The organism is Streptomyces sp. NPDC038200 (assembly GCF_055600785.1).
In genome coordinates this window covers 56340-81419 of the sequence record NZ_JBVJYH010000006.1, presented here as the reverse complement: position 1 = coordinate 81419, position 25080 = coordinate 56340, and the positions used below count along the sequence as shown (strand labels likewise).

Annotated in this window: 17 protein-coding genes, 4 tRNA genes and 1 other RNA gene; 11 read left to right on the top strand and 11 right to left on the bottom strand. The window is 72.7% G+C overall.

What is annotated here, in order from left to right:
- Positions 1-341 precede the first annotated feature (341 nt).
- Positions 342-2114 (top strand): copper resistance CopC/CopD family protein, encoded by a 1773-nt coding sequence (locus ACZ7KF_RS14745; RefSeq protein ID WP_471074460.1) that lies wholly within the window; start codon positions 342-344, stop codon positions 2112-2114.
- A 13-nt stretch (positions 2115-2127) separates the two neighbouring features.
- Here ACZ7KF_RS14745 and ACZ7KF_RS14740 read toward each other — a convergent pair whose 3' ends face one another.
- The 3 genes from ACZ7KF_RS14740 to ACZ7KF_RS14730 form a co-directional block, all read right to left on the bottom strand.
- Positions 2128-6279 carry a trypsin-like peptidase domain-containing protein gene (locus ACZ7KF_RS14740; RefSeq protein WP_471073570.1) on the bottom strand — a complete coding sequence of 1384 codons (4152 nt, stop codon included), beginning with the start codon at positions 6277-6279 and terminating at the stop codon, positions 2128-2130.
- Positions 6276-6602 carry a CU044_2847 family protein gene (locus ACZ7KF_RS14735; RefSeq protein WP_471073567.1) on the bottom strand — a complete coding sequence of 109 codons (327 nt, stop codon included), beginning with the start codon at positions 6600-6602 and terminating at the stop codon, positions 6276-6278. Before ACZ7KF_RS14735 ends, ACZ7KF_RS14740 begins: the two co-directional genes overlap by 4 nt.
- Before the next feature lie 341 nt (positions 6603-6943).
- A tRNA-Ser gene (locus tag ACZ7KF_RS14730) sits at positions 6944-7031 on the bottom strand.
- A gap of 119 nt (positions 7032-7150) precedes the next feature.
- On the opposite strand from ACZ7KF_RS14730, the gene ffs reads away from it, so the two are divergent.
- The 6 genes from ffs to ACZ7KF_RS14700 all read left to right on the top strand — a co-directional run bounded on the left by ffs (position 7151) and on the right by ACZ7KF_RS14700 (position 15922).
- An RNA gene (gene ffs / locus ACZ7KF_RS14725) (signal recognition particle sRNA small type) lies at positions 7151-7247 on the top strand.
- 56 nt (positions 7248-7303) lie between these two features.
- Positions 7304-9622: a DNA polymerase III subunit gamma and tau gene (locus ACZ7KF_RS14720; RefSeq protein WP_471073564.1), complete on the top strand. Its 2319-nt coding sequence runs from the start codon at positions 7304-7306 to the stop codon at positions 9620-9622.
- A gap of 100 nt (positions 9623-9722) precedes the next feature.
- A complete protein-coding gene (gene purD, locus ACZ7KF_RS14715; RefSeq protein WP_471073561.1) occupies positions 9723-10973 on the top strand; it encodes a phosphoribosylamine--glycine ligase in 1251 nt (416 codons plus the stop codon).
- A 310-nt stretch (positions 10974-11283) separates the two neighbouring features.
- Positions 11284-13236: a M48 family metalloprotease gene (locus ACZ7KF_RS14710; RefSeq protein ID WP_471074457.1), complete on the top strand. Its 1953-nt coding sequence runs from the start codon at positions 11284-11286 to the stop codon at positions 13234-13236.
- A gap of 217 nt (positions 13237-13453) precedes the next feature.
- On the top strand, positions 13454-14950 hold the full coding sequence (locus ACZ7KF_RS14705) for a N,N-dimethylformamidase beta subunit family domain-containing protein (protein ID WP_471073558.1): 1497 nt from the start codon (positions 13454-13456) through the stop codon (positions 14948-14950).
- A gap of 72 nt (positions 14951-15022) precedes the next feature.
- Positions 15023-15922: a phosphoribosylaminoimidazolesuccinocarboxamide synthase gene (locus ACZ7KF_RS14700; RefSeq protein ID WP_471073555.1), complete on the top strand. Its 900-nt coding sequence runs from the start codon at positions 15023-15025 to the stop codon at positions 15920-15922.
- A 70-nt stretch (positions 15923-15992) separates the two neighbouring features.
- On the opposite strand, the gene ACZ7KF_RS14695 is transcribed toward ACZ7KF_RS14700, so the two are convergent.
- The 8 genes from ACZ7KF_RS14695 to ACZ7KF_RS14660 all read right to left on the bottom strand — a co-directional run bounded on the left by ACZ7KF_RS14695 (position 15993) and on the right by ACZ7KF_RS14660 (position 20547).
- Positions 15993-16068, bottom strand: a tRNA-Gly gene (locus ACZ7KF_RS14695).
- Between the two features lie 23 nt (positions 16069-16091).
- Positions 16092-16706 (bottom strand): response regulator, encoded by a 615-nt coding sequence (locus ACZ7KF_RS14690; protein WP_471073552.1) that lies wholly within the window; start codon positions 16704-16706, stop codon positions 16092-16094.
- The gene (locus tag ACZ7KF_RS14685; RefSeq protein WP_471073549.1) at positions 16703-17938 is read right to left on the bottom strand and encodes a sensor histidine kinase; all 1236 of its coding nucleotides are present in this window, start codon (positions 17936-17938) and stop codon (positions 16703-16705) included. The genes ACZ7KF_RS14690 and ACZ7KF_RS14685 overlap by 4 nt, the downstream gene beginning before the upstream one ends.
- A 46-nt stretch (positions 17939-17984) precedes the next feature.
- Positions 17985-18773 carry an ABC transporter permease gene (locus tag ACZ7KF_RS14680; RefSeq protein ID WP_471073546.1) on the bottom strand — a complete coding sequence of 263 codons (789 nt, stop codon included), beginning with the start codon at positions 18771-18773 and terminating at the stop codon, positions 17985-17987.
- Positions 18770-19708: an ABC transporter ATP-binding protein gene (locus tag ACZ7KF_RS14675; protein WP_471073544.1), complete on the bottom strand. Its 939-nt coding sequence runs from the start codon at positions 19706-19708 to the stop codon at positions 18770-18772. Before ACZ7KF_RS14675 ends, ACZ7KF_RS14680 begins: the two co-directional genes overlap by 4 nt.
- A gap of 128 nt (positions 19709-19836) precedes the next feature.
- A tRNA-Gly gene (locus tag ACZ7KF_RS14670) sits at positions 19837-19909 on the bottom strand.
- Between the two features lie 80 nt (positions 19910-19989).
- A tRNA-Gly gene (locus tag ACZ7KF_RS14665) sits at positions 19990-20061 on the bottom strand.
- A 168-nt stretch (positions 20062-20229) separates the two neighbouring features.
- Complete coding sequence (locus tag ACZ7KF_RS14660; protein WP_225826789.1) at positions 20230-20547, bottom strand: histone-like nucleoid-structuring protein Lsr2; 318 nt, start codon at positions 20545-20547, stop codon at positions 20230-20232.
- Positions 20548-20858: 311 nt separating this feature from the next.
- Here ACZ7KF_RS14660 and purS point away from each other — a divergent pair, with 311 nt between their 5' ends.
- From purS to ACZ7KF_RS14640, 4 genes are all read left to right on the top strand, one after another.
- A complete protein-coding gene (gene purS, locus ACZ7KF_RS14655) occupies positions 20859-21122 on the top strand; it encodes a phosphoribosylformylglycinamidine synthase subunit PurS (protein WP_059249901.1) in 264 nt (87 codons plus the stop codon).
- Positions 21119-21823 carry a phosphoribosylformylglycinamidine synthase subunit PurQ gene (gene purQ, locus ACZ7KF_RS14650; protein ID WP_471073540.1) on the top strand — a complete coding sequence of 235 codons (705 nt, stop codon included), beginning with the start codon at positions 21119-21121 and terminating at the stop codon, positions 21821-21823. Before purS ends, purQ begins: the two co-directional genes overlap by 4 nt.
- Positions 21820-24078, top strand: a complete 2259-nt coding sequence (purL, locus tag ACZ7KF_RS14645) for a phosphoribosylformylglycinamidine synthase subunit PurL (protein WP_471073537.1) — start codon at positions 21820-21822, stop codon at positions 24076-24078. The genes purQ and purL overlap by 4 nt, the downstream gene beginning before the upstream one ends.
- A 198-nt stretch (positions 24079-24276) precedes the next feature.
- Complete coding sequence (locus ACZ7KF_RS14640; protein WP_471073534.1) at positions 24277-25074, top strand: sterol carrier family protein; 798 nt, start codon at positions 24277-24279, stop codon at positions 25072-25074.
- The last annotated feature ends 6 nt before the right edge of the window (positions 25075-25080 follow it).

The following is a 25080-nucleotide window of genomic DNA, read 5'->3' as shown; positions in this document are numbered from 1 at the left end:
CCTGTTCCCCGCCTCCCCGCCGGCCTCCTGGATCAGCGGTCACGACCTCGTGGTGGACGGCGCGTCCGACCTGGTGAGCGGCGCGGGCGGTCCGTGCCCGGTGACCGCCTGTTCCCCGCCTCCCCGCCGGCCTCCCGGACCAGCGGTCCGACCCGGTGGCGGACGGCGGGGCGACGACTTGCCCGGCCCGGTGAGCACACGAGCCGTTCTCCGCGTACGTACAGGGAGGCTCTGTCACGGAGCACGGGTGCCGGTGGGGACGGAGGCTGAGGGTGCTGGGCGAGGAACACCGAGGACCGCGACGACCGCACCGCACGGCCCGGCTCACCCGGGCCGTGCTCCTGCTCCTCCCCGCCGTCCTGTTCGGCCTCCTCGTCGGCACGGCCTCCCCCGCCTCGGCCCACGCGGTGCTGCGCGCGTCGGACCCCGCCGACGGCACCGTGCTGCGCACCGCGCCCCGCCAGGTGACCCTCGCCTTCACCGAGTCGGTCGGCCTGCTGACCGACTCCTTCCGGATCTACGACCCCGGCAACCACCGCGTCCGCACCGGCCCCGCCGGCCACGCTCCCGGCCGCTCCGACACGGCCCGCGTCCGCCTCCCGGCCAAGCTCGCCACCGGCACGTACACGGTGGCCTGGCGGGTGGTGTCGGCGGACAGCCACCCGGTGTCCGGCGCCCTCACCTTCTCCGTGGGCAAGCGCACGGCGAACGCGGTCACCCCGCCCCCGGAGCGCACGGAGAACCCCGCCACCACGGCGCTGCACACGATCGCCCGCTATCTCGCCTACCTCTCCCTGGCCCTGCTCCTGGGCACCGCCGCCTTCGTGGCGTACTGCCGTCCGCCGTCCACCGCCCACCTGCGCGCCCCCGCCCTGGCCGCCCTCGCCGTGCTCCTCGTCTCCACGGCCGCCCTGTACCTGCTGCGGGCCCCGTACGAGGAGGGCGCCTCCCCGGCGACGGCGTTCACCCTCCGGTCCCTCGGCCACACGGCGACGACCCGCCCCGGCCTGCTTCTCCTGGCCCGTCCGGCGCTCCTGCTGCCGGCGGCGGCCGGCGTGGCCCTGCTGAGGACCCGCAGGGCCCGGTTCCCGCGCCGCGCCACCCTGGCTGCGGGCGCGGTCCTCGCCCTCGCCCTGTCCCTGACCTGGTCGGCGTCCGATCACGCCTCGGCCGGCATCCAGGTCCCGGTGGCCATCGCCGCGACCACCCTGCACCTGCTGGCCATGGCGGCCTGGCTGGGCGGCCTGGCCGCCCTCCTGTGGACGCTGCGGCGCACCCCGGCACCGGCGGGCCTGCCGGCCTCGGTCCCGGCCCGTTTCTCCCGCCTGGCCTTCGCCTCGGTGACGGTCCTGGTCGTGACCGGCGTCTACCAGTCCTGGCGCGGCCTCGGGTCCTGGCAGGCGCTGACGGACACGACGTACGGCCGTACCCTCCTGGCCAAGCTGGCGGCGGTCACCGCGCTCCTGCTCGCGGCGGCCTGCTCCCGCACCTTCACCGCCCGCCTGGCCCGAGCAGGCGCCCCCGCCCCCGCCCGCGTCCCCGAACCGGCCACCGGCCCCCCGCTTCCGCCCGAACCGGCCACCGGCACCGGGCCTGCCTCCGTCACCGCCCCCGCCACCACCGCCCTGTACCTGCTGCGCCGCTCGGTCCTGGTGGAGGCGACGGTCGCCATGCTGGTCCTGGCCCTGACCACGCTCCTCACCAGTACCGTGCCCGGCCGCGCGGCGACGGAGTCCGCCCCGCAGGCCCTCCCGGTGACGGCGGGCATCCCCACGGCCTCCGTCACCACGATCCCCTTCGACATCGGCACCCCCGGCGGCCAGGGCAAGGTCCAGATCACCCTGGACCCCGGCCGCGTCGGCACCAACTCCGTCCAGGCGGTGATCTACGGCCCCGACGGCGGCCTCTCCACGGTCCCCGAACTCCGCGTCACCCTCACGCTCCCGGCCCAGCGCGTGGGCCCCCTGGACACCAAGGTCACGGACCGCGGCGGCTACTGGGCCGCCGACGCCTTCACCCTCCCCCTCCCCGGCACCTGGACCCTGAAGGCGACGGTCCGGACCTCGGACGTGGACCAGACGACGGTGACGGCACCGGTGCGGGTGACGCGGTGAGCACGGGCCTTGTTCACTCCAAGAGTCTGACCGTCAACAGGCCCGTATCGAGGCCGATGACCAGATGACCCTCGGCCTCGACCACCGAGTAGACCTCTCGTCGCACGGGGATGTTCATCACCTGGCGCAGGCCGTCCAGGGTCCACAGTCCGACGGTCCGAGCGGTCTGACCGGCGCTCGCGAGGAGCGGACGGGAACCTGGCCGCACGCAGGCGATGGAGTTCACCCAGCCGTTGTGCAGTTCTCGCCCGAACACTCTGCGGCCGGTGACCGGATCGACGACCGACACGGCCCCCACGCCCCATGAGTCGGTGTCGTCGGACTTCACCTGCTGCTTGAGTGCCAGGAAGGTGCCGGTGCCGGTCTCCAGCACACACATGGATCCGAAGTCGGCATCAGGAATCTCCCAGGACGCCGTCACTTCCGCGCGGTCCAGGTCCCACAGGGTGAGCGTGCCCTGGTTCCCCGGCCACCCACTGCCGAGGGCCGCAAGCACCGGGTGACCTGCGACCGGCAGACTGCAGAGGTCGTTGGTCAACCCTGCTTCGAGGATCTGCAGGTACCGCAGGGTTTCGCCGGACGACGGGTCCCAGACCGAGATCGACTGCGTCTTCTCCGCATAGGCGGCCACCGCGAGGCACGGCCGGCCGTTCACCTCCACCTGAGTGATCTTGCGAGGTTCCGGTCCCGTCCACGTCTGATGCACGGCACCGGAGGAGGGCTGCCAGAGCTGGACGGCGCCCTCTCCGTCGCCACGGCTGGCGATGGCCAGGCAGACACTGTCGTCCACCCGCACCGTGCATACGTCGGAGACAAGCGGGTGAAGACTGTCGAACCGGTCGACGAGCTGCCCCGTCACCAGGTCGTGGAGCCGCACGCCTCCGTTCGAGCCGGTGTCGGCGATCACCGTCCGCCCGCCGACCTGGAGCGTGCACAGGGAGCCGACCCAGCCCCCCGGGTCCTCTGCCTGCTCCGGAGACCGGTGACGGTCGAGGTCCCACAGACGCACGGTGCGGTCCTCACCGGTACTCGCAACCAGCCACTCCCCTTCCGATTCCACCGCGCACACATCGCCCACCCATCCGTCATGACCTTCCAGGCGGTGCGTGCGCACGCCGGTAACCGGATCCCAGACCACGATGGTGCCGTCGTCGTCCACGGCATAACCGGCAGCCACGAGCGATCCGTACGCGCTGCGCACCACGGAGATGGAGAACAGGTCGCCTCCCTCACCCGCGAGCAGCTCGACGGGCGTCCCGGTGCGCGGATCGAGGAGCAGCACGTCATCGCCGTGATTGGTGGCCAGAAGAGGACCGTTCCGGCAAGGGACGGTGGCGAGTTTGCGGGTCACGATGTCGCCGCTGCGTGCGGAGAAGAGACGGACGGTCTCACCTGTGCCCGGGTCCCAGAGACGAATCTGGTCGTAGCGCTGCGAGCGATGGATCCCGATGGCCAGCAGTGTTCGTCCGTCCAGCTCGATCGCGCACACATCGCCGAGACGATTGGTCCGGGTGCGGAACGTACGCCGTGCTTCGCCGGTCCCGGTGTCCCAGACCGTCACCCGGTTGTGCCCGGCGGTGACCAGACAGACCGTCCCGGCGATGTCGATGGTGCACATCGTCTCGATCGACGTGCGGTGCCCCCGCAGTTCCCGGACGACTTCGCCGGTCTGCGAGTCCCACAGCCGCACCGTGCCGTCGCTTCCGGCGCCGGCCAGGAGACGGCGACCGTCCACGACCACCGGGCACAGCGCCCCTATCCATCCGGAACCATGGTGGAGAGTGCGCACCGCGTCCCCCGTCACCACGTCCCAGAGCCGGATGGTGTCCTCGTCCGCACTCGCGAGGAGTCCGCGCCGCCCGGTGTGAACGAAGCAGAGGGCGTCCACCTGTTTGGTGTGCCCCTCGAAGACGGCTACTTCCAGCGAGGGCGGAACGGTCGACCACACGGCCCTGTACGGAGCGGCGACAGCGCTGTGCCGGTATGCCTCCCCGAGGTGCTCCTGAACCTCCGTGACACTGAACAGAGCCGCCCGCACGGGCGCAGCGGCATCGAGAGCGCGCGGCGTCCGGCGCAACAACTCGGCACGTCGGCGCCCGTCTTCGGTGACCGCCGAGCGCGCCTTCGGTATGAGGCGGCGAAGGTCGGCATGGAGGAGGTAGTCGTCCTCCAGCAGCAGGCGGTCCATGACGCCTCCACGGTCCGCGTGCGTGGCAAGGGACCGGAGCAGGTAGGGGTGTGTACTCGCCCAGGCGTTCTCCGCACCCTCGTCGATGAAGGCGAGCGTCATGGCTCGTTCGTCCGCGGCCAGGAGGGCGAGGTCGGCGCGGGCGGTGCGCAAGGCATCGTTCAGAGCTTGGTGGAAGAGCCGGAACATGAGGTGGCGCGAGCCGCTGCCCGTGGTCTCGATGAGGAAGTTCGCTGCGGAGGACCGGGCAAAGGCCAGCAGGTTCTCCTCGGGAGGAGCCGTGCCGAACAGCGCCGCCAGCGCCGTCTGCCACAGCTTCGGGGGCAGACCGGGACTCTCGGCGTGGGCGAGTGGGACGAGCAGCTTCTCGGCGGACAGCCCGCCGACAGCGGGCAGGTGCCGCAGGTATTCGCGCAGTGATGTGTCCACGCTCACCGGGAACGACAAGGTGCCGGGGTCCACCGCCTGCGGGTCGTGCATACCGTGGGAACGGGCGACCAGACCGGCGACCAGAAAGTTGCCGTCGGAGAGGGCCGCAATGCGTTCCGCGACCGGCAGAGCGCGTCCGTGGTCCGCGTAAGGATTGCCTGAGCGCTCGTCGCCCTGCAGCTGAAGGGTGGCCAATGCGTACGCGATGAGATCGGAGCGGTCCGAAAGCCCGGGGGCGTCGAGATCGAGGACCCGCGCGGACCGCCCGAAGCTGCCCAGGAGGTCACCGGCATCGTCCCGGCGCCTCGTACCCACCACCAGACGGGCTCCCACGTCGGCGCAGGTCTCGGCGAGCGGCATCGCGATGTGGTGCACGATCGCCCGCGCGTCGGCGGGGGAGGCTGCTTCGTCGAGCGCGTCGATGATCAGTGCGAAGTTCCGGCAGGGGCCCTCTTCGAGACGGGAACGCACGCAAGGCAGCAGATCGACGAGCTGGCCGGGCACAGGGGCGGACGCGGCGCGTGCGATCTCCTGGGCCACCTCCAGCGCCGTCTTGCCCTTGGCGTGCACCGCACAGGCGACGGATCCGGGACGAGCCCGCAGAGCCGTGTCACCGGACGGCAGCGATGCGGTGAGCTCCGGGTCGGCGGTTGTGATGATGCGGCCCAGCACCGCGGACTTCCCCGAGCCCGGGGCGCCCGTCAGCACCAGGACCTGGCGCTGCGTCCGGTCGGCGCCGATCCATTCGGTGATCTTACGCAGTGCGGCGGTACGGCCGCGGAAGCGAAAGCCCCGCTCGGCGTCGGTGCTCACTCCCCGAGCCCGGGGTCGCCAGTGCCGCGTGGCTTCCGGATCGGTGCCCAGGGACCAGCCCCAGGCGGCGAGGGTGCTCTCTTCCGCGGCTTCGAGCGAGGTTTTCGTGAGCGCGTGCAGATTCTGGTCCGGCAGCAGCCGGTCGATCTCCCGCACGGTGAGGGCCAGTGCGTCGCCGGTACTGCTGTGCGCCTGGCCGACTATGCCGACCACCGCTCGGAGCGCCGCAGACCACACGGGGGCGCCGCTGTATCCGCCTTTGACCGGGTAGCGGCTGTCCCGGACGTCCAGCCGCATCCAGCCGTGCCCCAGCGTCTCGCCCACGGCACCGGAGGCGGAGTTGCCGAGCACTCCTTCCGGGAAACCGAACGACCACCACCCCGTGCCGACGAGATCGTTGGGTACGGCTCCCCGGAGACGCGCGGCCAGGACTTCGGGTAATTCGTCGGCCAGGTGCAGCATCGCCACGTCCCGCACCTCGTCGGCACCGCCTGTCGGCAGCGTCACATCGACGACCGGGACCCGCCGGCCGACGAACTCTCCCGCCTTGGGCAGCGAAACCCACAGGGCCCCACTTTTGCTCCAGGTCGGAACCACCACGTGAGCGCAGGTCAGCACCCGCTTGCCGTCGATCAGGACACCGGAGCCCAGCGGGCGCATGTCCTGCTCGGTGCTGTGGACCGCCGCGACCCAGGTGTCCCCTTGGGGCCGGGCTCCCGGCACGGCCGTGCTCACGGCGTGGAGGTGTCCTGGCCGGCCGCGGTCTCGGCGTTCCAGGCGAGGGTGATCTCGAAATTGGCTTCGGTGGCCGCTCTGGCCACGATCCAGTTCGCCGTGCCGTTGACCTTGATGCCGAATTTGACCTCGACCTGGTCCGGACGCAGCTCGGTGACCCTGTCCAGCACGGTCCGTGCGGCCTCCACAGCGGGGCCGACGGCGTCCCGGACACGGCCGGCCGTCTCGTTCGCCCCGACGGGGTGCCAGTCCCCGGTGGGCTCCACCTCGATGTGGACCACCGTCTCGTCGTCCAGTGCGTAGGACACGATCTGTTGTGCCACCCCGCCCCCTCAGCTCGTGTGGGCGAAAAGCCTACTGCTCTGGGCCGGAAACGCCGGAGGATTCGGACCGGGTGCGGACGCCGCTCGGGGGGCGAGCCGGGAATGTCGTTCAGGAAACGTCTGGGGCGCTCGGAGCCCTCGTACGGGGGCGTTCACCTGCGTTCATGCACGGTCAGTTTTTGGGCTGCTCCGGGCTCCGCGGCTCGGAAGATCGAGCGAGCCATTTGGGGAGCGCCGGAAAAACATCCTGTGGACAAAAACCAGGACAACGAGCGCTGACACACGTCGAAGGGCCCCACCGCGAACGGTGGGGCCCTTCGACATCGTGCCCGGTGAGGCACTGGCGGAGGATACGAGATTCGAACTCGTGAGGGGTTGCCCCCAACACGCTTTCCAAGCGTGCGCCCTAGGCCTCTAGGCGAATCCTCCGCCGAGAACATTACATGACCGAGGGGAGTGCTCGCGAACCCGTTCTCGCAGGCAGTCGTCGGGTGGGTTCGTGGGCGGGACGGGTTGGAGTCCGGGGCCCGCGATCGGGTACTGTGGGGCACAGCCCCTCACGCGGCGCTATCTGACTGAACTCCCCCAGGGCCGGAAGGCAGCAAGGGTAGGTCGGCTCTGGCGGGTGCGTGGGGGGCCCTTGCGTTCCCCGGGGCCGCGGGCGGGCCCCGTTGTCGGTGGGCGCCATTAACCTCGTATGCGTGTCGTCTCTCGCGCTGTACCGCCGCTATCGCCCGGAGACCTTTGCCGAGGTCATCGGGCAGGAGCATGTCACCGACCCGCTGCAGCAGGCGCTGCGGAACAACCGGGTCAATCACGCGTACCTGTTCAGCGGGCCGCGCGGCTGTGGCAAGACGACCAGCGCGCGCATCCTGGCCCGCTGCCTGAACTGTGAGCAAGGTCCCACGCCGACCCCCTGCGGGGAGTGCCAGTCGTGCCGCGACCTCGCCCGGAACGGCCCGGGTTCGATCGACGTCATCGAGATCGACGCGGCCTCTCACGGTGGTGTGGACGACGCCCGTGAGCTGCGCGAGAAGGCGTTCTTCGGACCCGCGAGCAGCCGGTACAAGATCTACATCATCGACGAGGCCCACATGGTCACGTCGGCCGGCTTCAACGCGCTGCTGAAGGTCGTCGAGGAGCCGCCCGAGCACCTCAAGTTCATCTTCGCCACGACCGAGCCCGAGAAGGTCATCGGGACCATCCGGTCGCGTACCCACCACTACCCCTTCCGGCTCGTGCCCCCGGGCACCCTGCGGGACTACCTGTCCGCGGTGTGCCAGAAGGAGGGCATCCCGGTCGAGGAGGGCGTGCTGCCGCTCGTCGTGCGCGCCGGCGCCGGGTCCGTGCGTGACTCCATGTCCGTCATGGACCAGCTCCTCGCCGGTGCCGCCGAGGATGGTGTGACATACGCCATGTCGACCTCCCTCCTCGGCTACACCGACGGGTCCCTGCTCGACTCCGTGGTGGAGGCCTTCGCCACCGGTGACGGAGCCGCCGCCTTCGAGGTCGTCGACCGGATCATCGAGGGCGGCAACGATCCTCGGCGCTTCGTCGCCGACCTGCTGGAGCGGCTGCGCGACCTGGTGATCCTCGCCGCGGTGCCGGACGCCGTGGAGAAGGGGCTCTTCGACGCCCCGGCCGACGTCCTGGAGCGCATGCAGGCCCAGGCCGAGACGTTCGGCGCCGCCGAGCTGAGCCGCGCCGCCGACCTGGTCAACGGGGGCCTGACCGAGATGCGCGGCGCCACCTCGCCCCGCCTCCAGCTGGAACTGATCTGCGCCCGCGTCCTGCTCCCGGCCGCCTACGGCGACGAGCGGTCCGTGATGGCCCGTCTCGACCGTCTGGAGCGCGGCGTCAACTTCTCGGGCGGCGCCGGCGCGCCCGCCATGGGGTACGTCCCGGGCCCCGAGGCCCACGGCGGCGCCTTCGCACCGGGCGCCGGTGCCGGTGCCGGTGCCGCCTCCGGGGCGATGCCCGTTCCGCCCGGCGGGGGACCCGCGGCGGCCCGCGCGGCCGTCCGGTCCGCGGGTGCTCCCGCGGGTCCGGGCGCTCCGATGGCTCCGGGTGTCCCGGCGGGGCCTGGTACCCCGGTCGAGCCGGTCGCGCCCGCCGCGGTGCCGGCCACACCCGCTCCCGCTCCCGCCCCGGCCGCCCCTGCCCCGGCCGCCCCCGCGGCGCAGACCCCCGCGGCCCCGCCCCCGGCACCGGCCCCCGCCCCGGCCGCCCCCGGCGCCTGGCCCGCCGCCGCCTCCGCCGGCGGCGGCCGGCGCCCCGGTGGCTGGCCCACGGCCGCCGCTCCCGCGGGCGGTCAGCCGGGCCCGGGCCCGGGAGGCCCCGGCCGAACGGCTCCCGCCCCGCAGCCCCCGCAGCAGCCCGCCCCGGCGGCGCAGGCTCCCGCGCCCGCCCCGGCCGCCCCCGTCGGCGGTGTCGATCCCCGCGCGCTCTGGCCGAACATCCTGGAGGCCGTCAAGAACCGCCGCCGCTTCACCTGGATCCTGCTCAGCCAGAACGCCCAGGTCACCGGCTTCGACGGCACCACCCTCCAGCTCGGCTTCGTCAACGCCGGCGCCCGGGACAACTTCTCCGGCAGCGGCAGCGAGGACGTGCTGCGGCAGGCGCTGGCGGAGCAGTTCAACGTGCAGTGGAAGATCGAGGCCGTCGTCGACCCGTCGGGCGGCTCCGCCCCGCCCGCCCCGGGCGGCTCCTCCGGCTACGGCGGAGGCGGAGGCTACGGCGGCTCCCCCGCCGGCGGTGGCTACGGCGCCCCCGCGGCCCCCCGCCCCGCGACCCCCCAGCCGGCCCCGCAGGCCCCCGCCGCACCCCGCGGCACCGCCCCGGCCGCGCCCGCAGCACCGGCCCCCCGGCCGGCCGCCGCCCCCGAGCCGCCGCCCGTCGCGCCCGAGGACGACATCCCCGAGGACGACGATCCGGATCTGGACGAGTCGGCCCTGTCCGGGCACGAGCTGATCGTGCGGGAGCTGGGGGCGACCGTGGTGGAGGAGTTCTCGAACGAGTGAGGGGGCGGCCCGGCGTCCGGGGCCCATGACGGCACCGTTGGAGAAAAGTCCAACAAACCCGGGCCCCGGCCTTCGGCGACCTTGCCAGTAGGCTGACCCCGTGAAGGTCCTCGTCATCGGCAGCGGCGCCCGCGAACACGCCCTGTGCCGCTCCCTGTCCCTCGACCCCGACGTCACCGCGCTGTACTGCGCCCCCGGCAACGCCGGCATCGCCGAGGTCGCCGAGCTGCACCCGGTCGACGCGCTCGACGGTGCCGCGGTGACCGAACTGGCCACCGGCCTCGGCGCCGAGCTGGTCGTCGTCGGCCCGGAGGCCCCGCTGGTCGCCGGTGTGGCCGACGCCGTCCGCGCGGCGGGCATCCCGGTCTTCGGCCCCTCCGGGGAGGCCGCGCAGATCGAGGGGTCCAAGGCCTTCGCCAAGGACGTGATGGCGGCGGCCGAGGTGCCGACCGCCCGCTCCTACGTGTGCACCACCGCCGAGGAGGTCGCCGAGGCCCTCGACGCCTTCGGTGCCCCCTACGTCGTCAAGGACGACGGTCTCGCCGCGGGCAAGGGCGTCGTCGTCACCTCCGACCTCGAGGCCGCCAAGGCGCACGCCGCCGGCTGTGAGCGCGTGGTGATCGAGGAGTTCCTCGACGGCCCCGAGGTGTCGCTGTTCGCCATCACCGACGGCGAGACCGTCGTCCCGCTCCAGCCCGCCCAGGACTTCAAGCGCGCCCTGGACGGCGACGAGGGCCCCAACACCGGCGGCATGGGCGCCTACTCGCCGCTGCCCTGGGCCGACCCGAAGCTGGTCGACGAGGTGCGGGAGACGGTGCTCCAGCCGACGGTGGACGAGATGCGCCGCCGGGGCACACCGTTCTCCGGGCTGCTCTACGCCGGTCTCGCGATCACCTCGCGCGGGGTCCGGGTCATCGAGTTCAACGCCCGCTTCGGCGACCCGGAGACCCAGGTCGTGCTGGCCCGGCTGAACACCCCGCTGGCCGGCGTCCTGATGGCCGCCGCCACCGGCAACCTCGCCGACCTGCCGCCGCTGCGCTGGAGCGAGGACGCGGCCGTCACCGTCGTCGTCGCCTCGCACAACTACCCGGGCACCCCGCGCACCGGCGACCCGATCACCGGTCTGGACGAAGTGGCCGCCGAGGACGCCCCGCACGCGTTCGTGCTGCACGCCGGCACCAAGCGGGACGGCGACGCGGTCGTGAGCGCGGGCGGCCGTGTGCTGTCCGTCACCGCCACCGGCGCGAACCTGGCCGAGGCGCGCGAGCGGGCGTACCGGGCGGTGGGCCGGATCGGGCTGGACGGTTCGCAGCACCGCACCGACATCGCGGCGAAGGTGGCGCAGGCGTAGGGCGAGGCGGCGAACGCGCCGGTCGCGCGCGTCCTCGTACCGGATCAGGCCCCGGAGACAATCCGGGGCCTGATCTTTGCTTTCTGTCACCCAGCTCTGACCAGAGCCATTCCATCGAGTGAGCAATCAGCCATCCGGCTGACGGGGGCCGAGGCCCCAACTAGGGTGCCGCGCAAGCGTTCCGGCACTTGGCCCACCGGCATTGCGATGTCACTGGCGGGTGCCACAGTGGGGGAGTGAACAAGACCAGGGCAGGACGCGATCGGCGGGGAGGGGGCGAGGTCGGCACGTGAGCGGAGTCGGTGTGGAGATGGGCGCGCAGGCCGCGCGCTCCCGGGCCCTTGCCGTGCTGCGGGTCCGCGGCCGGGCGCTGGCCGTGGCCCTGCTGCCCGCGGGCGCCGCGGTGATCCTGCTGACCGGCGCCACCACCGGCCATCTCGTGGGCCGGGGCTGGGACGTCGCCCGCTGGATCGTGGGCGTGCTCGCCGTGCTGGTGCTGCTGGCCGCGGCCGGCATCGGTCTGGTCGTGGCCCGGGCCCGCCCCGCCACGACCCCCACGGTGCCGATCCCGGAGAAGTCCGCCCCCGACCTGTACCGGATGGTGCGCGACCTCGCCGACCGCCTGGACGTGCCCGCCCCCTCGGCGATAGCGCTCACTCCGGACTGCGACAGCTGGCTGGAGGACCGCGCGCACTCCGCCCACGGGCCGCCCCCGCGCCCGGCGCCCGACGAGATAGCGGGCCCGGGCCGCCGCCGGGCCCCGGTCGCGCCGGTCCTCGTCATCGGCTCCCCCTTCCTGTGGTGGATGCGCGTCGGCGAGCTGCGCGCGGTCCTCGCCCCGGTCATCGCGGGCACGGGTCCCTCGGCGCACCCGGACATAGCCGCCGCCCGCCGCTTCGTGCGCGGGCTGGACGCGGCCGTGGCCGTCGCCTCGACCCCGGGCCGCTGCCCGCTGACCCGCGGGGTGTGCGCGGTCCTCGGCCGGGTGGCCCGGCTGCTGCTGCGCGGCTGCCGGGAGCACGCGACGCAGATGGAGCGCGGGGTCGCGGCGGCGGCGGCCGAGCGCGCCCAGGCCGTCGACTACGGCCTGCGGATCGTCGCGCAGGAACAGGTCGGGCTGGCCTACGCCGGCTGGGACCGGCTGCTGACCAGGGTCGCGCTACCCGCCTGGCGCATGGGCCGCTGGCCGTCCCGGCTGGACGCGGGCGTGGTGGCGGCGCTGACCGAGCTGTCCCGCCGCGACCGGCTCGCCGAGGGCTTCGCCTCCCGGCTCGGCGAGCGACCCGCGTGCGACCTGCTGGAGGAGCCCGGCGCGGTGGACGAGGCCGCCTCGCTGCTGGCCGCCCGTCTCTTCCACGGCGGCCCGGCCGAGCCCGGCCCCCACTGGGCTCCGGTGGACTGGCAGGCGTATCCGGAGGAGGTCGTGGACCGCACCTGGCGCGCCGACGCGGCCCGGCTGCACCGCGTCCTGGACTCTCTCGGCGTCCATACCTCCCCCGACCCCCGGGAGCCCGGCCCCGGCAGCCCCACCCTGGCCCGTCTCCTGGACCACCTCACCGAGCCGTCCACGGCACGCACGAGCCCCGGCCGCCCGACCGACGCCCACCCGGAACCCCCGGAGCCTCTGGCCGACGGAGCCGACGGAGCCGACGGAGCCGACGGAGCCGACGGAGCCGACCGAGCCGACGGACCGGCGCCCGGCGGCACCGCACCCGGCACCTCCGCCGACACCGTCGGCCTCCCCGCCGACCCCTCTCACCCCGCCTCCGCCGCCGACTCCGCCTCCCACGACACCCCCCTCCCCGGCCCCGAGCCCGCCCCCTGTCCCCGCTACGGCGACGAAGAGGACTGCGACCCCGCCACCGAGCGCAGTGCCGCCCTCGCCGCCGGGCTGAGCGCCGAGCTGGCCCGGGAGGAGGCCGCCGTGCCGGGCGGCGACGCGGCGCCCAGGAGCCCCGAGAGCGCCCTGTGGGACGACTGCGGCTGCGTGCTGCCGCCCTTCCCGCTCCAGCCCCAGCGCACCGCCCGCGAACTGCTCGCCGACCACGTCACGGCGATGGTGTGCTGCGCGGCCGTCGACACCGCGGGTGCGGTCCCCGCGCTGGACTGGCTGGACGGCCCGTCCCTGCTGCTCGGCGGCGAGCGGGCCGCCGATCTGGCACCGAAGGTTTTCCGCCTGATCGAGGAGGGAGACCCGGGCCCGCTGCGCGACTGGCTGGTCCGGTCCGGAATACGCCCCGAGAAACCCGTGCGGCTCGTGTGACCCCGTCGTAGCGCCGTTTTCACCGCCGTAACGGAGAGTCGACTTCCACTTCAGGTCAATTCGCAACGACTAGTGACCGGGCCCGTGCGTTATGTGATGTGCTGGGACCGACCACGCCTTTGGCAAAGGCACGCGACATACGACAGCACGGTCGAGCACAGCGAGGACAGCGAGCACCACCGAGACAGGCACGGGGGTATGAGGGAGGGGAGCGACCATGGCCTCGGACCACATTCGCCGCTGGGAGTCCGGAGCGCTCGCGCACGCCGTCACGGACCCCTTCGGGCAGGGCCCGGTGCCCTGGCTGCGGGGCAGTGAGACGTACTTCGACGACACCGGCCACGTCGTGCCCTGGTACGTCGACCCCGGCACGCAGCAGCCGGCCCGCGGCGGGGCGCGCGTCCCGGCGCCCCGCACGGCCGGGGCCGGCCCCCGGGCGGCCGACGACGTGCACCGCCAGATCAAGGGCTTCGCCTCCACCGGCGCGGTCTCGCCCGGCGAGGCGATCGACTTCCACATCACGGTCGACCCGCCGCAGGAGTTCGGCGTCGACATCTACCGCATCGGCCACTACGGCGGTGACGGCGCCGCCAAGATCACCACCAGTCCCCGGCTCTCCGGGATCGTCCAGCCCCAGCCGCTGGCCGCCGACCGCACGGTCTCCTGCCATCACTGGTGGCTGTCCTGGCGCCTCCAGGTGCCCGCCCACTGGAGCATCGGCGCCTACGTGGCCGTCCTCACCACCCGCGACGGCTACCGCTCCCACGTGCCGTTCACGGTCCGCGACGACCACCCCGCCGACCTGCTCCTGCTGCTGCCGGACATCACCTGGCAGGCGTACAACCTGTATCCGGAGGACGGCCGCACCGGCGCCAGCCTCTACCACGCCTGGGACGAGAAGGGCCGGCTGCTCGGCGAGGCCGACGCGGCCACCACGGTCTGCTTCGACCGTCCGTACGCGGGCGCGGGCCTGCCCCTGCACGTCGGCCACGCCTACGACTTCATCCGCTGGGCCGAACGCTACGGCTACGACCTCGCCTACGCCGACGCCCGCGATCTGCACGCCGGCCGGGTGGACCCCACCCGCTACCGGGGCCTGGTCTTCCCGGGCCACGACGAGTACTGGTCGGGACCGATGCGCCGGGCCGTGGAGGCCGCCCGCGACCACGGCACCTCGCTGGTCTTCCTCTCCGCCAACACCATGTACTGGCAGGTGGAACTGGGCCCCTCCCCGTCCGGTGTCCCGGACCGGCTGCTGACCTGCCGCAAGCGCAAGGGCCCGGGCCGGCCGGTGCTCTGGCGGGAGATCGACCGTGCCGAGCAGCAGCTGATCGGCATCCAGTACGCGGGCCGGGTCCCGGAGCCGCACCCACTGATCGTCCGCAACGCCGGCCACTGGCTGTGGGAGGCGACCGGCGCGCACGAGGGCGACGCGATCGAGGGACTGGTCGCCGGCGAGGCCGACCGCTACTTCCCGCGCACCCCGCTGCCCGAGCACGACGAACGCATCCTGCTCGCGCACTCCCCCTACACCGACAACGACGGCGTCCTGCGCCACCAGGAGACCTCGCTCTACCGCGCGCCCTCCGGCGCCTGGGTGTTCGCCTCCGGCACCTTCGCCTGGTCCCCGTCCCTGGACCGCCCGGGCCATGTGGACTCGAGGATCCAGCGGGCCACGGCGAACCTCCTGGACCGCATCTGCAAACGCGACTGACCCCCTGGCCGCACCCCGATCACCCGCATACGGGAGAATCGAGGCACTTGGACAGAGCCACGGGGAGGAACCGTGTCCGGATTCGTAGAAAAGCCCGAGCCGATCGAGGTTCCGGGCCTGGTGCACCTGCACACCGGAAAGGTGCGCGAGCTGTACCAGAACGAGGCGGGCGACCTCGTGATGGTCGCCAGTGACCGCATGTCGGCCTACGACTGGGTGCTGCCCACGGAGATCCCCGACAAGGGCCGCGTCCTCACCCAGCTCTCCCTGTGGTGGTTCGACCAGCTGCGCGACCTGGCCCCCAACCATGTGATCAGCACCGAGCTGCCCGAGGGCGCCCCCGCCGACTGGGCGGGCCGCACGCTGGTGTGCAAGTCGCTGAAGATGGTCCCGGTGGAGTGCGTGGCCCGCGGCTACCTCACCGGCTCGGGCCTGGTCGAGTACAAGGAGTCCCGCACGGTCTGCGGCCTCGCCCTCCCCGAAGGTCTCGTCGACGGCTCCGAACTGCCCGCCCCGATCTTCACCCCGGCCACCAAGGCCGAGGTCGGCGAGCACGACGAGAACGTCTCCTACGAGGAGGTGGCCCGCCAGGTCGGCGCCGAGACCGCCGCCCAGCTGCGCCAGTCCACCCTCGCGGTGTACGCGCGGGCCCGGGACATCGCCCGGGACCGGGGGATCATCCTGGCCGACACCAAGTTCGAGTTCGGCTTCGAGGGCGACACCCTCGTCCTCGCCGACGAGGTCCTCACCCCGGACTCCTCCCGGTTCTGGCCGGCCGACGAGTGGCAGCCGGGCCGCGCGCAGGCGTCGTTCGACAAGCAGTTCGTCCGTGACTGGCTGACCTCGGCCGAGTCCGGCTGGGACCGCAAGAGCGAGCAGCCCCCGCCGCCGCTGCCCGAGCGGGTCGTCGAGGCGACCCGGGCCAAGTACGTGGAGGCGTACGAGCGGCTGACGGGCGCCGGCTGGTCGTAGCGGCGAAGAGCCCCCGGCTCCGGCCGGGGGCAACGCCAGAAGCCCCCGGCCGGAACCGGGGGCTTCTCCATGGAGCGGACGACGAGGCTCGAACTCGCGACCTCAACCTTGGCAAGGTTGCGCTCTACCAACTGAGCTACGTCCGCAGTGCGCCGTGGCGCGAGAGCAACTATACCCAACCTCGCTCCCGTGCGAGACGCACTGCCGCATGACGGTTCTCCGCGCCGAGTTTCGTGACGGCCGCGGAGAGGTAGTTCCGCACGGTCCCCGGTGACAGCGCGGCCCGCTCGGCGATCTCCGCGACCGGTGCCCCGTCGGCGGCCAGCTCCAGCACCTCGGCCTCCCGCGCGGTCAGCGGCGAGTCCCCGGCGGAGATCGCGTCGGCGGCCAACTCCGGGTCGACGTAACGGTTTCCGGCGTGCACGGTGCGGATGATCTCGGCGAGCCGCTGGGCGCTGACGGTCTTCGGGACGAAACCGCGCACACCGGCCGCGAGCGCCCGTTTCAGATGCCCGGGGCGCCCGTGCCCGGTGACGATCAGCACCTGGCAGCGGGGCAGTTCGGCGCGCAGCGATGTGGCGACCTTCACACCGTCGGCGCCCGGCATCTGGAGGTCCAGGACGGCGACGTCGGGTTCGTGCGCCCGCGCCATCGCCAGTGCCTCGGGGCCGCTCGCCGCCTCCGCGACGACCAGCAGATCGTTTTCCAGCGACAGCAGCGCGGCCAGCGCGCCCCGGATCAGATGCTCGTCGTCGGCCAGCAACAGCCGTACCGGAGCGCTCACGAGGTGACTCCTCTCACAGTCGTCAGGGGTACTTCGGCCCTCAGCCGGAACCGGTCCCCGTCGGCGGCGACGAGTCCCGCCTCCAAGGTGCCGCCCACGGCGGCCAGCCGCTCCCGCAGTCCGGCGAGTCCCGAGCCGCCGCCACCGCCCGGTGCCACGGCACCGTCGTTCTCCACCGTCAGCACCGCACACCCCTGCCGTATCCTCAGCCCCACCTCGCACCGGATCGCGTCCCCGTGCCGCAGCACGTTGGTGGCCGCCTCGCGCACCACCCAGCCGAGCGCGGACTGCACCTCGGCGGGCAGTCCGGCGGCCTCCGCCCGGACCTCGCAGGCGATGCCGGCCGCCGCCAGCACCCCTTGGGCCCCGGCGAGTTCGGCGCCCAGGTCGGCCTCTCGGTAGCCGCGTACGACGGCCCGGACCTCGCGCTGGGACTCCTGCGCGATGCGCTGCACCTCGATCATCTGCTCCACCGCCTCCGGCCGCTCCCGCCGGGCCAGTTGGACCGCCAGCTCGCTCTTGAGGGAGATGACGGACAGGTTCCGCCCCAGCACGTCGTGCAGATCCCGCCCGAACCGCAGCCGCTCCTCCGCCACGGCGAGCCGGGCCCGGGTCTCGCGGGCCTCGTCCAGCTCGTACACGCAGTTGAGCAGCCAGACGGAGAAGATGCAGGTGAGGGCGAGGAATCCGGCACCCAGGAACACCATGAGGCCGGTGACCACCGCGAGGGGCCAGGGCGCCCCCAGCGGCAGCGCCATCAGCGCGGCGCCGCAGGCGAATCCGGAGACGATCGCGAACACCCGCCGCCGGCTGCGGACACCGAGCGCCTGCATGCCCCCGCCCCAGGACAGCAGCCCGCCGTAGACCGTGCCGATGGCGGTGCCGGTGCCGGTGCCGGTGTCCGTGCCGGCCGGTCCGAACCGGTGCAGCGCGAGGGCGGTCGCCGCGAGGACGAAGGTGAGGACGGCGAGCGCGCTCAGGGCCCGCACCGGCTGGGGGCGCCGGCCGCGCGTCCAGTCCAGCGCCCGGGAGGCGGTCACGGCGACCGCCACCGCGTGCACGGCGACCATGGCGACCAGCCGCCCCGCGAGCCCCGGCGCCACCTGCCCGACCGCGGGCAGGGCCACCCCGACGATCTCCACCACGGTGAAGAAGTGGAACGACCAGCGCGTGTACGTCTCGACCTTCGCCGGTGTGCTCTTGCGCCGCCACCAGCCGCGCGGCCCCGTCATCCCCGTGCCCCCCCGTCGCCTCCCGCTCTCGGCGCCCTGTCCGTGCTCAGCGCCGGGGCTCCCAGCGGAACCGCCGCCGTACAGCAAACACCGACACGAGGATCCAGGCCACCGCGGTCGCGAGTGCGGTGAGTGTCTCCCCCGCGCTCAACTGGCCCGTCCAGCCGCCGCGGAAGAGCCGGACCGCGGGGGAGAGCGGCAGCAGCTCGCAGACGGCCGCCAGCCGGTCCGGCATGACCTCGACCGGGACGGTGATCCCGGAGCCGGCCATCGACACGAACATCAGCGGCAGGGTGGTGATCTGGGCGCTCTCCACGCTGCGGGTGACGGACGCGGTGAGCGCGCCGAGCGCGGCGGCGACCAGCAGGCCGCTCACCAGGCCGGGCAGGATCAGGTACGGCGCCTTCGGCGCGCCGGTGCGCAGCAGCGCCGCGCACCCGGCGCACAGCAGCAGCGACTGGGCCAGGCCGATGCCGACCGCGGGCAGGGCGGTGCCGGTGAGGATCTCGGCGTCGGAGAGCTCACCGGTGCGCAGCCGTTTGAGGACGAGTTCCTCTCGGCGGGCGACGTAGGCGTTGACCAGGGAGGCGTACACGGCGAAGAGGAAGGAGAAACCGACCGCGGCCGTCAGCAGGGTGGTGCCGATGGTCAGCCCCTGCTGGTCCAGGTCCATCTGGTCGAGCGCCGGCCGGATGCTGAACGGCAGCAGGAGCGGCACGGCCAGCGCGGTGAACACGACACCGCGGTTGCGGCCGAGGAGGGCGAGTTCGGCCCGGCCGAGCGCTCGCAGCCGCCGCGGGGAGACCGGACGGAGTCCGGGGGCCGAGCCGCTCACGCCGCCACCTCCTGCTCCCGCGCGATCCCGAGGAAGGCTTCCTCCAGCGAGGCCGAGCGGATGTCCAGCCCGCGCAGTGCGACGCCGGACCGCTCGGCCCAGAGGAGGACCGCGGTGGCGGTCCGCTGCAGTTCGTGCGTGCGCAGCCGGACGACCCTGCCGTCGTTCTCGTGCGCGCAGACGCCGAGGTCGGCGAGGGGCGGCAGGTCGCCGAGGACATGGCCGTCGGGCAGTTCGAAGGACATCCGGGAGGGACGGCCGGCGGTGACCTCGGCCGGGGTGCCGGAGGCGGCGATGCGGCCCTCGTGCAGGATGGCGAGCCGGTCGGCGAGCCCCTCGGCCTCCTCCAGGTAGTGCGTGGTGAGCAGCACGGTCGTGCCCGCGGCGCGCAGCTCGCGCACCAGGGCCCAGGTGTCCCGGCGGCCCTCCGCGTCGAGTCCGGTCGTCGGCTCGTCGAGGAACAGCACCTCGGGATCGCCGAGCAGCGCGAGCGCCAGGTCGAGGCGCCGGCGTTCGCCGCCGGAGAGCTGCTTGACCCGCACCCGGTGCTTGCCGGCGAGCCCCACCAGCTCCAGCACCTCTGCCTCCGGCCGTGCCCCGCTGGTGCAGCCGGCCCACATCCGGGCGGTCTCCGCGACGGTCAGCTCGGCGGGGAAGCCGCCCTCCTGGAGCATCACGCCGGTGCGGGGCCGGACGGCGGCCCGCTCGCGGCAGGGGTCGTGGCCCAGCACTCTGACCCGGCCGCCGGTCGGCACCGCCAGTCCTTCCAGCAGTTCGACGGTGGACGTCTTTCCGGCACCGTTCGTGCCCAGCAGCGCGAAGATCTCCCCGCGTGCCACGGAGAAGGTGATTCCGCGTACGGCCTCGAACCCGCCCCCGTACACACGCCTGAGGTCGGTGACCTCGATCACGTGCTCGTGTCCGTGGATGTTCATGCCACCAGCGTCCCGGCGGCGGGCACCGGCGGGCAGTGCGCGGTGTCATCACTCGGCATGACAAATGTCAGGACCGGTCGCCGGACAACGAAAAGACCCCGGTCCGATGGACCGGGGTCTCATTCCCGAGCGGACGACGAGGCTCGAACTCGCGACCTCAACCTTGGCAAGGTTGCGCTCTACCAACTGAGCTACGTCCGCACTGCTCCCGATCGGCTCCCACCGATCGGTGCGAGCACCAGCCTACCTGATCCACAACAGTGGTCGTGTCGGCGGTGCAGAGCGGGTGACAGGAATTGCACACTGCGCCTTCCCCCTGGAAGGGGGATGTTCTGCTACTGAACTACACCCGCATGGTCCTCGGGATCCGGCCTCTCGGCCTCGCCCCTCGGCGTGTCTCAGACATTAGCTGATCAGCAGGGGGGTAGCGCAAGTCGGTTCCGCTCGCGGTCCCCGGCCGCCCCAAGTGCACGGCCCTCAGGGTCCGCTGACGGACCCTGAGGGCTCGCCCCTTCGCGGGCTCACTGGGCGGCGCTGAACGCCTCGTAGACCTTCTTCGGGATGCGTCCGCGGGCCGGGACGTCCATCTTGTTGGCCTGGGCCCAGGCGCGGACGGCCGCCGGGTCGGGGGCGACCTCCGTCTGCTTGTACGCCTTGCCGGACCGCGACCGCTTGCGGCCGGCCTCGACATAGGGCGCGAGCGCCTCGCGCAGTTTCCCGGCGTTGGATTCGTTCAGGTCGATCTCGTACGACTTGCCGTCGAGTCCGAAGGCGATCGTCTCCGCCGCTTCCGAGCCGTCGATGTCGTCAAAGAGAGTGACCACGACCTTTTGCGCCACGAATATCGGTCCCTTCGTGCGGCACGTCGTTACAGCTCAACGCCGACGACATGCCGAGTATCGGCTATTGCCAATTCATTTGTACAGTGCCCGGCAATGGAAAGTGAAGCCCGACTAAAACCGTCCGCGTGTCCGGGTCGCAATAGGTGAACGGACGGACGGTGGGAACTTTCCCAGAACTTTTCGCGGGTGTGCGGCTTCGACACCCGATCGTGATGCGCCTCACGTAGTTTCCTCCAACTCTACCCGCGTAGAAATTTTGTGCGGGTAGTCTGAAGGAACCTGCTCAGCACCACACACCGGGAGTGCCAGTGGCACGCGTCGTAGTCGACGTCATGCTCAAGCCGGAGATCCTCGACCCCCAGGGCCAGGCGGTCCAGCGTGCGCTGCCGCGCCTGGGATTCGAAGGGATCTCGGACGTACGTCAGGGAAAGCGTTTCGAACTGGAAGTTGACGGGCCGGTTGACGAGGCCGCGCTCGCCCGGATCCGCGATCTTGCGGAATCCTTCCTCGCCAACACGGTGATCGAGGACTTCACGGTCCGGATCGACGAAGTCGCGGAGGCGGCGAAGTGACCGCTCGTATTGGCGTCGTCACTTTCCCGGGCAGCCTGGACGACCGGGACACCCAGCGTGCGATCCGTATCGCCGGCGCCGAGCCCGTCGCCCTCTGGCACAAGGACAAGGACCTCAAGCAGGTCGACGCCGTCGTGCTGTGCGGCGGATTCTCCTACGGCGACTACCTGCGGGCCGGTGCCATCGCCCGCTTCTCGCCCGTGATGGAGCCGCTCGTCGAGCAGGCGAAGGCCGGTCTCCCGGTCCTCGGCATCTGCAACGGCTTCCAGATCCTCACCGAGGCCCACCTTCTCCCGGGCGCGATGCTCGGCAACGACCACCTCCACTTCATCTGCCGCGACCAGAAGCTGCGGGTGGAGAACGCAGAGACCTCCTGGACCGCCGACTACCGCGCGGGCCAGGAGATCCACATTCCGCTGAAGAACATGGACGGCCGGTACGTCGCCGACGAGTACACGCTCGACAAGCTGGAGGCGGAGGGCCGCGTCGCCTTCCGCTACGTGGCCCGCGACGGAGTCGCTGATGAGCGCTACAACCCGAACGGCTCGCTGCGGGACATCGCCGGCATCACCAACGAGGCCGGGAACATCGTCGGCCTCATGCCGCACCCCGAGCACGCCGTCGAGCCGCTGATCGGTACGGGCCGTACCGACGGGCTCCCGTTCTTCACCTCGATCCTCAAGAAGCTGGTCAACGCATGAGCCGGACGCCTCTGGACACGGTCGAGCACGCGGCCGCGACCCCCGACGTCGAGCTGCCCTGGGCCGAACTCGGTCTGAAGAAGGACGAGTACGAGCGGGTGGTGGAGATCCTCGGCCGCCGCCCGACCGGCGCCGAACTCGCCATGTACTCGGTCATGTGGTCCGAGCACTGCTCGTACAAGTCCTCCAAGGTCCACCTGCGGCAGTTCGGCGAGAAGGCGCCCCAGTCGGACGCGCTGCTCGTCGGCATCGGCGAGAACGCCGGCGTGGTGGACGTCGGCCAGGGCTACGCGGTCACGTTCAAGGTCGAGTCGCACAACCACCCGTCGTACGTCGAGCCCTACCAGGGCGCGGCCACCGGCGTCGGCGGCATCGTCCGCGACATCATCGCGATGGGCGCCCGCCCGGTCGCGGTCGTGGACCCGCTGCGCTTCGGCGCCGCCGACCACCCCGACACCAAGCGCGTCCTGCCGGGCGTCGTCGCCGGCATCGGCGGCTACGGCAACTGCCTGGGCCTGCCCAACATCGGCGGCGAGGTCGTCTTCGACGCCTGCTACCAGGGCAACCCGCTGGTCAACGCCGGTGCCATCGGCGTGATGCGGCACGAGGACATCCACCTTGCCAAGGCCTCCGGCGCCGGCAACAAGGTCATCCTGTACGGCGCCCGCACGGGCGGCGACGGCATCGGCGGCGCGTCGATCCTGGCCTCCGAGACCTTCGACGACGCCAAGCCGTCGAAGCGCCCCGCCGTCCAGGTCGGCGACCCCTTCCAGGAGAAGCTCCTCATCGAGTGCACCCTGGAGGCGTTCCGGGAGAAGCTGGTCGTCGGCATCCAGGACCTCGGCGCGGCCGGTCTGTCCTGCGCCACCTCCGAGCTGGCCTCCAACGGCTCGGGCGGTATGAGCGTCACCCTGGACGACGTCCCGCTGCGCGACTCGACCCTGTCTCCTGAGGAGATCCTCATGAGCGAGTCGCAGGAGCGCATGTGCGCGGTCGTGGAGCCGTCGAAGGTCGACCGCTTCCTGGAGATCTGCGAGAAGTGGGACGTCATCGCCACCGTCATCGGTGAGGTCACCGACGGCGACCGCCTGGAGATCTTCTGGCACGGCGAGAAGATCGTGGACGTCGACCCGCGTACGGTCGCGCACGAGGGTCCCGTCTACGAGCGCCCCTACGCCCGCCCCGACTGGCAGGACGCCCTCCAGGCCGACAGCGCCGACAAGCTGCCCCGCCCGGCGACGAGCGAGGAGCTGAAGGACCAGGTCCTGAAGCTGGTGGCCTCGCCGAACCAGGCGTCGAAGAAGTGGATCACGTCCCAGTACGACCACTTCGTGCAGGGCAACACCGTCCTCGCCATGCCGGAGGACTCCGGCATGATCCGCGTGGACGAGGAGAGCGGTCTCGGCGTCGCCATCGCCACGGACGGCAACGGCCGTTACGCCAAGCTCGACCCGTACGCGGGCGCCCAGCTGGCCCTGGCCGAGGCGTACCGGAACGTCGCCACGACCGGTGCCAAGCCGCTGGCCGTCTCCGACTGCCTGAACTTCGGCTCGCCCGAGGACCCCGCGGTGATGTGGCAGTTCGCCGAGGCCGTGCGCGGTCTGGCGGACGGCTGCCTGCAGCTGGGCACCCCGGTGACCGGCGGCAACGTCTCGCTCTACAACCAGACGGGCGAGGTGGCGATCCACCCGACCCCGGTGGTGGCCGTGCTCGGCGTGATCGACGACGTCGCCCGCCGCACCCCGGTCGCCTTCCAGGAGGAGGGCCACCTGCTCTACCTCCTCGGCGACACCCGCGAGGAGTTCGGCGGCTCGGCCTGGTCCCAGGTGATCCACGACCACCTGGGCGGCCTGCCCCCGGCCGTGGACCTGGAGCGGGAGCGCCTGCTGGCCGAGATCCTGATCTCCGCCTCCCGCGACGGCATGATCGACTCCGCGCACGACCTGTCCGACGGCGGCCTGATCCAGGCCGTGGTGGAGTCCGCGCTGCTCGGCGGCAAGGGCGCGCGTCTGGTCGTCCCCGACGGTCTGGACGCCTTCACCTTCCTGCTCTCCGAGTCGGCCGGGCGTGCCGTCGTCGCCGTGCCGCGTTCGGAGGAGGTCCGGTTCAACGACATGTGCGGTGCGCGCGGCCTGCCCGCCACCCGCATCGGCGTCGTGGACGGGGACGCGGTCGAGGTGCAGGGCGAGTTCGCGCTCACCCTGGAGGAGCTGCGCAAGGCCCACGAGGAGACCATTCCGGCGCTGCTGGCCTAGCCTCGCGGCGCGCCGCCGCCCGTCTCCCCAGGAAGGCCCCGCCCGGGGTTCCGGGCGGGGCCTTCCGCGCCGGGCGGGGCCGTTTCGCCGGCCGTTCCGCCGTGCGGGGCCGGCCCTTCGGCCGCCGTGGCGGGGCCGGCGCACCGCGTCGTCACCCGGCCCCGGAGGCCCGTGTCGCGAGGGCATAGGCTCACCGCCATGCCACCGGCCAGGAAACGCGCCCGCAGCTACGACCCCGCCAGGACCCGGACCGCGGTCTTCGCCCAGCTCGGCCACGTACGGCAGGCCGTGCGCGGCCTCGCCCCCGAGCAGCTCGCCCTGCCCACCCGGCTCGGCGACTGGACCGTACGGGACCTGGTCGCGCACATCGGCACGGCGGCCACCGCCCTCCACCGGGCCCTGGACCTCCCCGCCCCGCCCCGGCAGACGGTCACCCTCGTCGAGTGGGCCTTTTCCACCGGGCACCGGGCCGCCGGCATCGACGACTCCACCCGGGGCGCCACCGCCGCCCACCCGGACCTCGACGCCTACCTCACCGACGCCGACCACACCCTGCGCGCCCTGCTCGACGAGCACCCCGGCGGCCGGCTGCTGGAGACCGGCGCGGGCGCCCTGCCGCTGGACGACTACCTCGTCACCCGGACGGTCGAACTCGTCGTCCACACCGACGACCTCAATGCCGCCGTCCCCGGCCTGGACGTGCCGTACGACCGGCAGGCGCTGGCCGCCGCCACCCGGCTGCTCGCCGACGCCCTCGCCGCGAAGGCGCCGGGCGGCTCCACGGAGGTGCGGGTGCCGCCGTACGCCGTCGTGCAGTGCGTCGAGGGCCCCCGGCACACCCGCGGCACCCCGCCCAACGTCGTGGAGACCGACCCGCTGACCTGGATCCGGCTGGCCACCGGCCGCTCGGTCTGGCAGGAGGCCGTGGCGGCGGCGAAGGTCAGCGCGAGCGGGGAGCGGTCGGACATCGGGGGTCTGCTGCCGGTCATGTCCTGACGGAAC

Bases quoted from the DNA above. Each gene is read 5' to 3' on its own strand.
- ACZ7KF_RS14675 (WP_471073544.1), bottom strand. From the start codon at position 19,708: ATGAACATCCACGGACACGAGCACGTGATCGAGGTCACCGACCTCAGG.
- ACZ7KF_RS14710 (WP_471074457.1), top strand. From the start codon at position 11,284: ATGGGCGCGCAGGCCGCGCGCTCCCGGGCCCTTGCCGTGCTGCGGGTC.
- purL (WP_471073537.1), top strand. From the start codon at position 21,820: ATGAGCCGGACGCCTCTGGACACGGTCGAGCACGCGGCCGCGACCCCC.
- ACZ7KF_RS14685 (WP_471073549.1), bottom strand. From the start codon at position 17,938: ATGACGGGGCCGCGCGGCTGGTGGCGGCGCAAGAGCACACCGGCGAAG.
- ACZ7KF_RS14705 (WP_471073558.1), top strand. From the start codon at position 13,454: ATGGCCTCGGACCACATTCGCCGCTGGGAGTCCGGAGCGCTCGCGCAC.
- ACZ7KF_RS14640 (WP_471073534.1), top strand. From the start codon at position 24,277: ATGCCACCGGCCAGGAAACGCGCCCGCAGCTACGACCCCGCCAGGACC.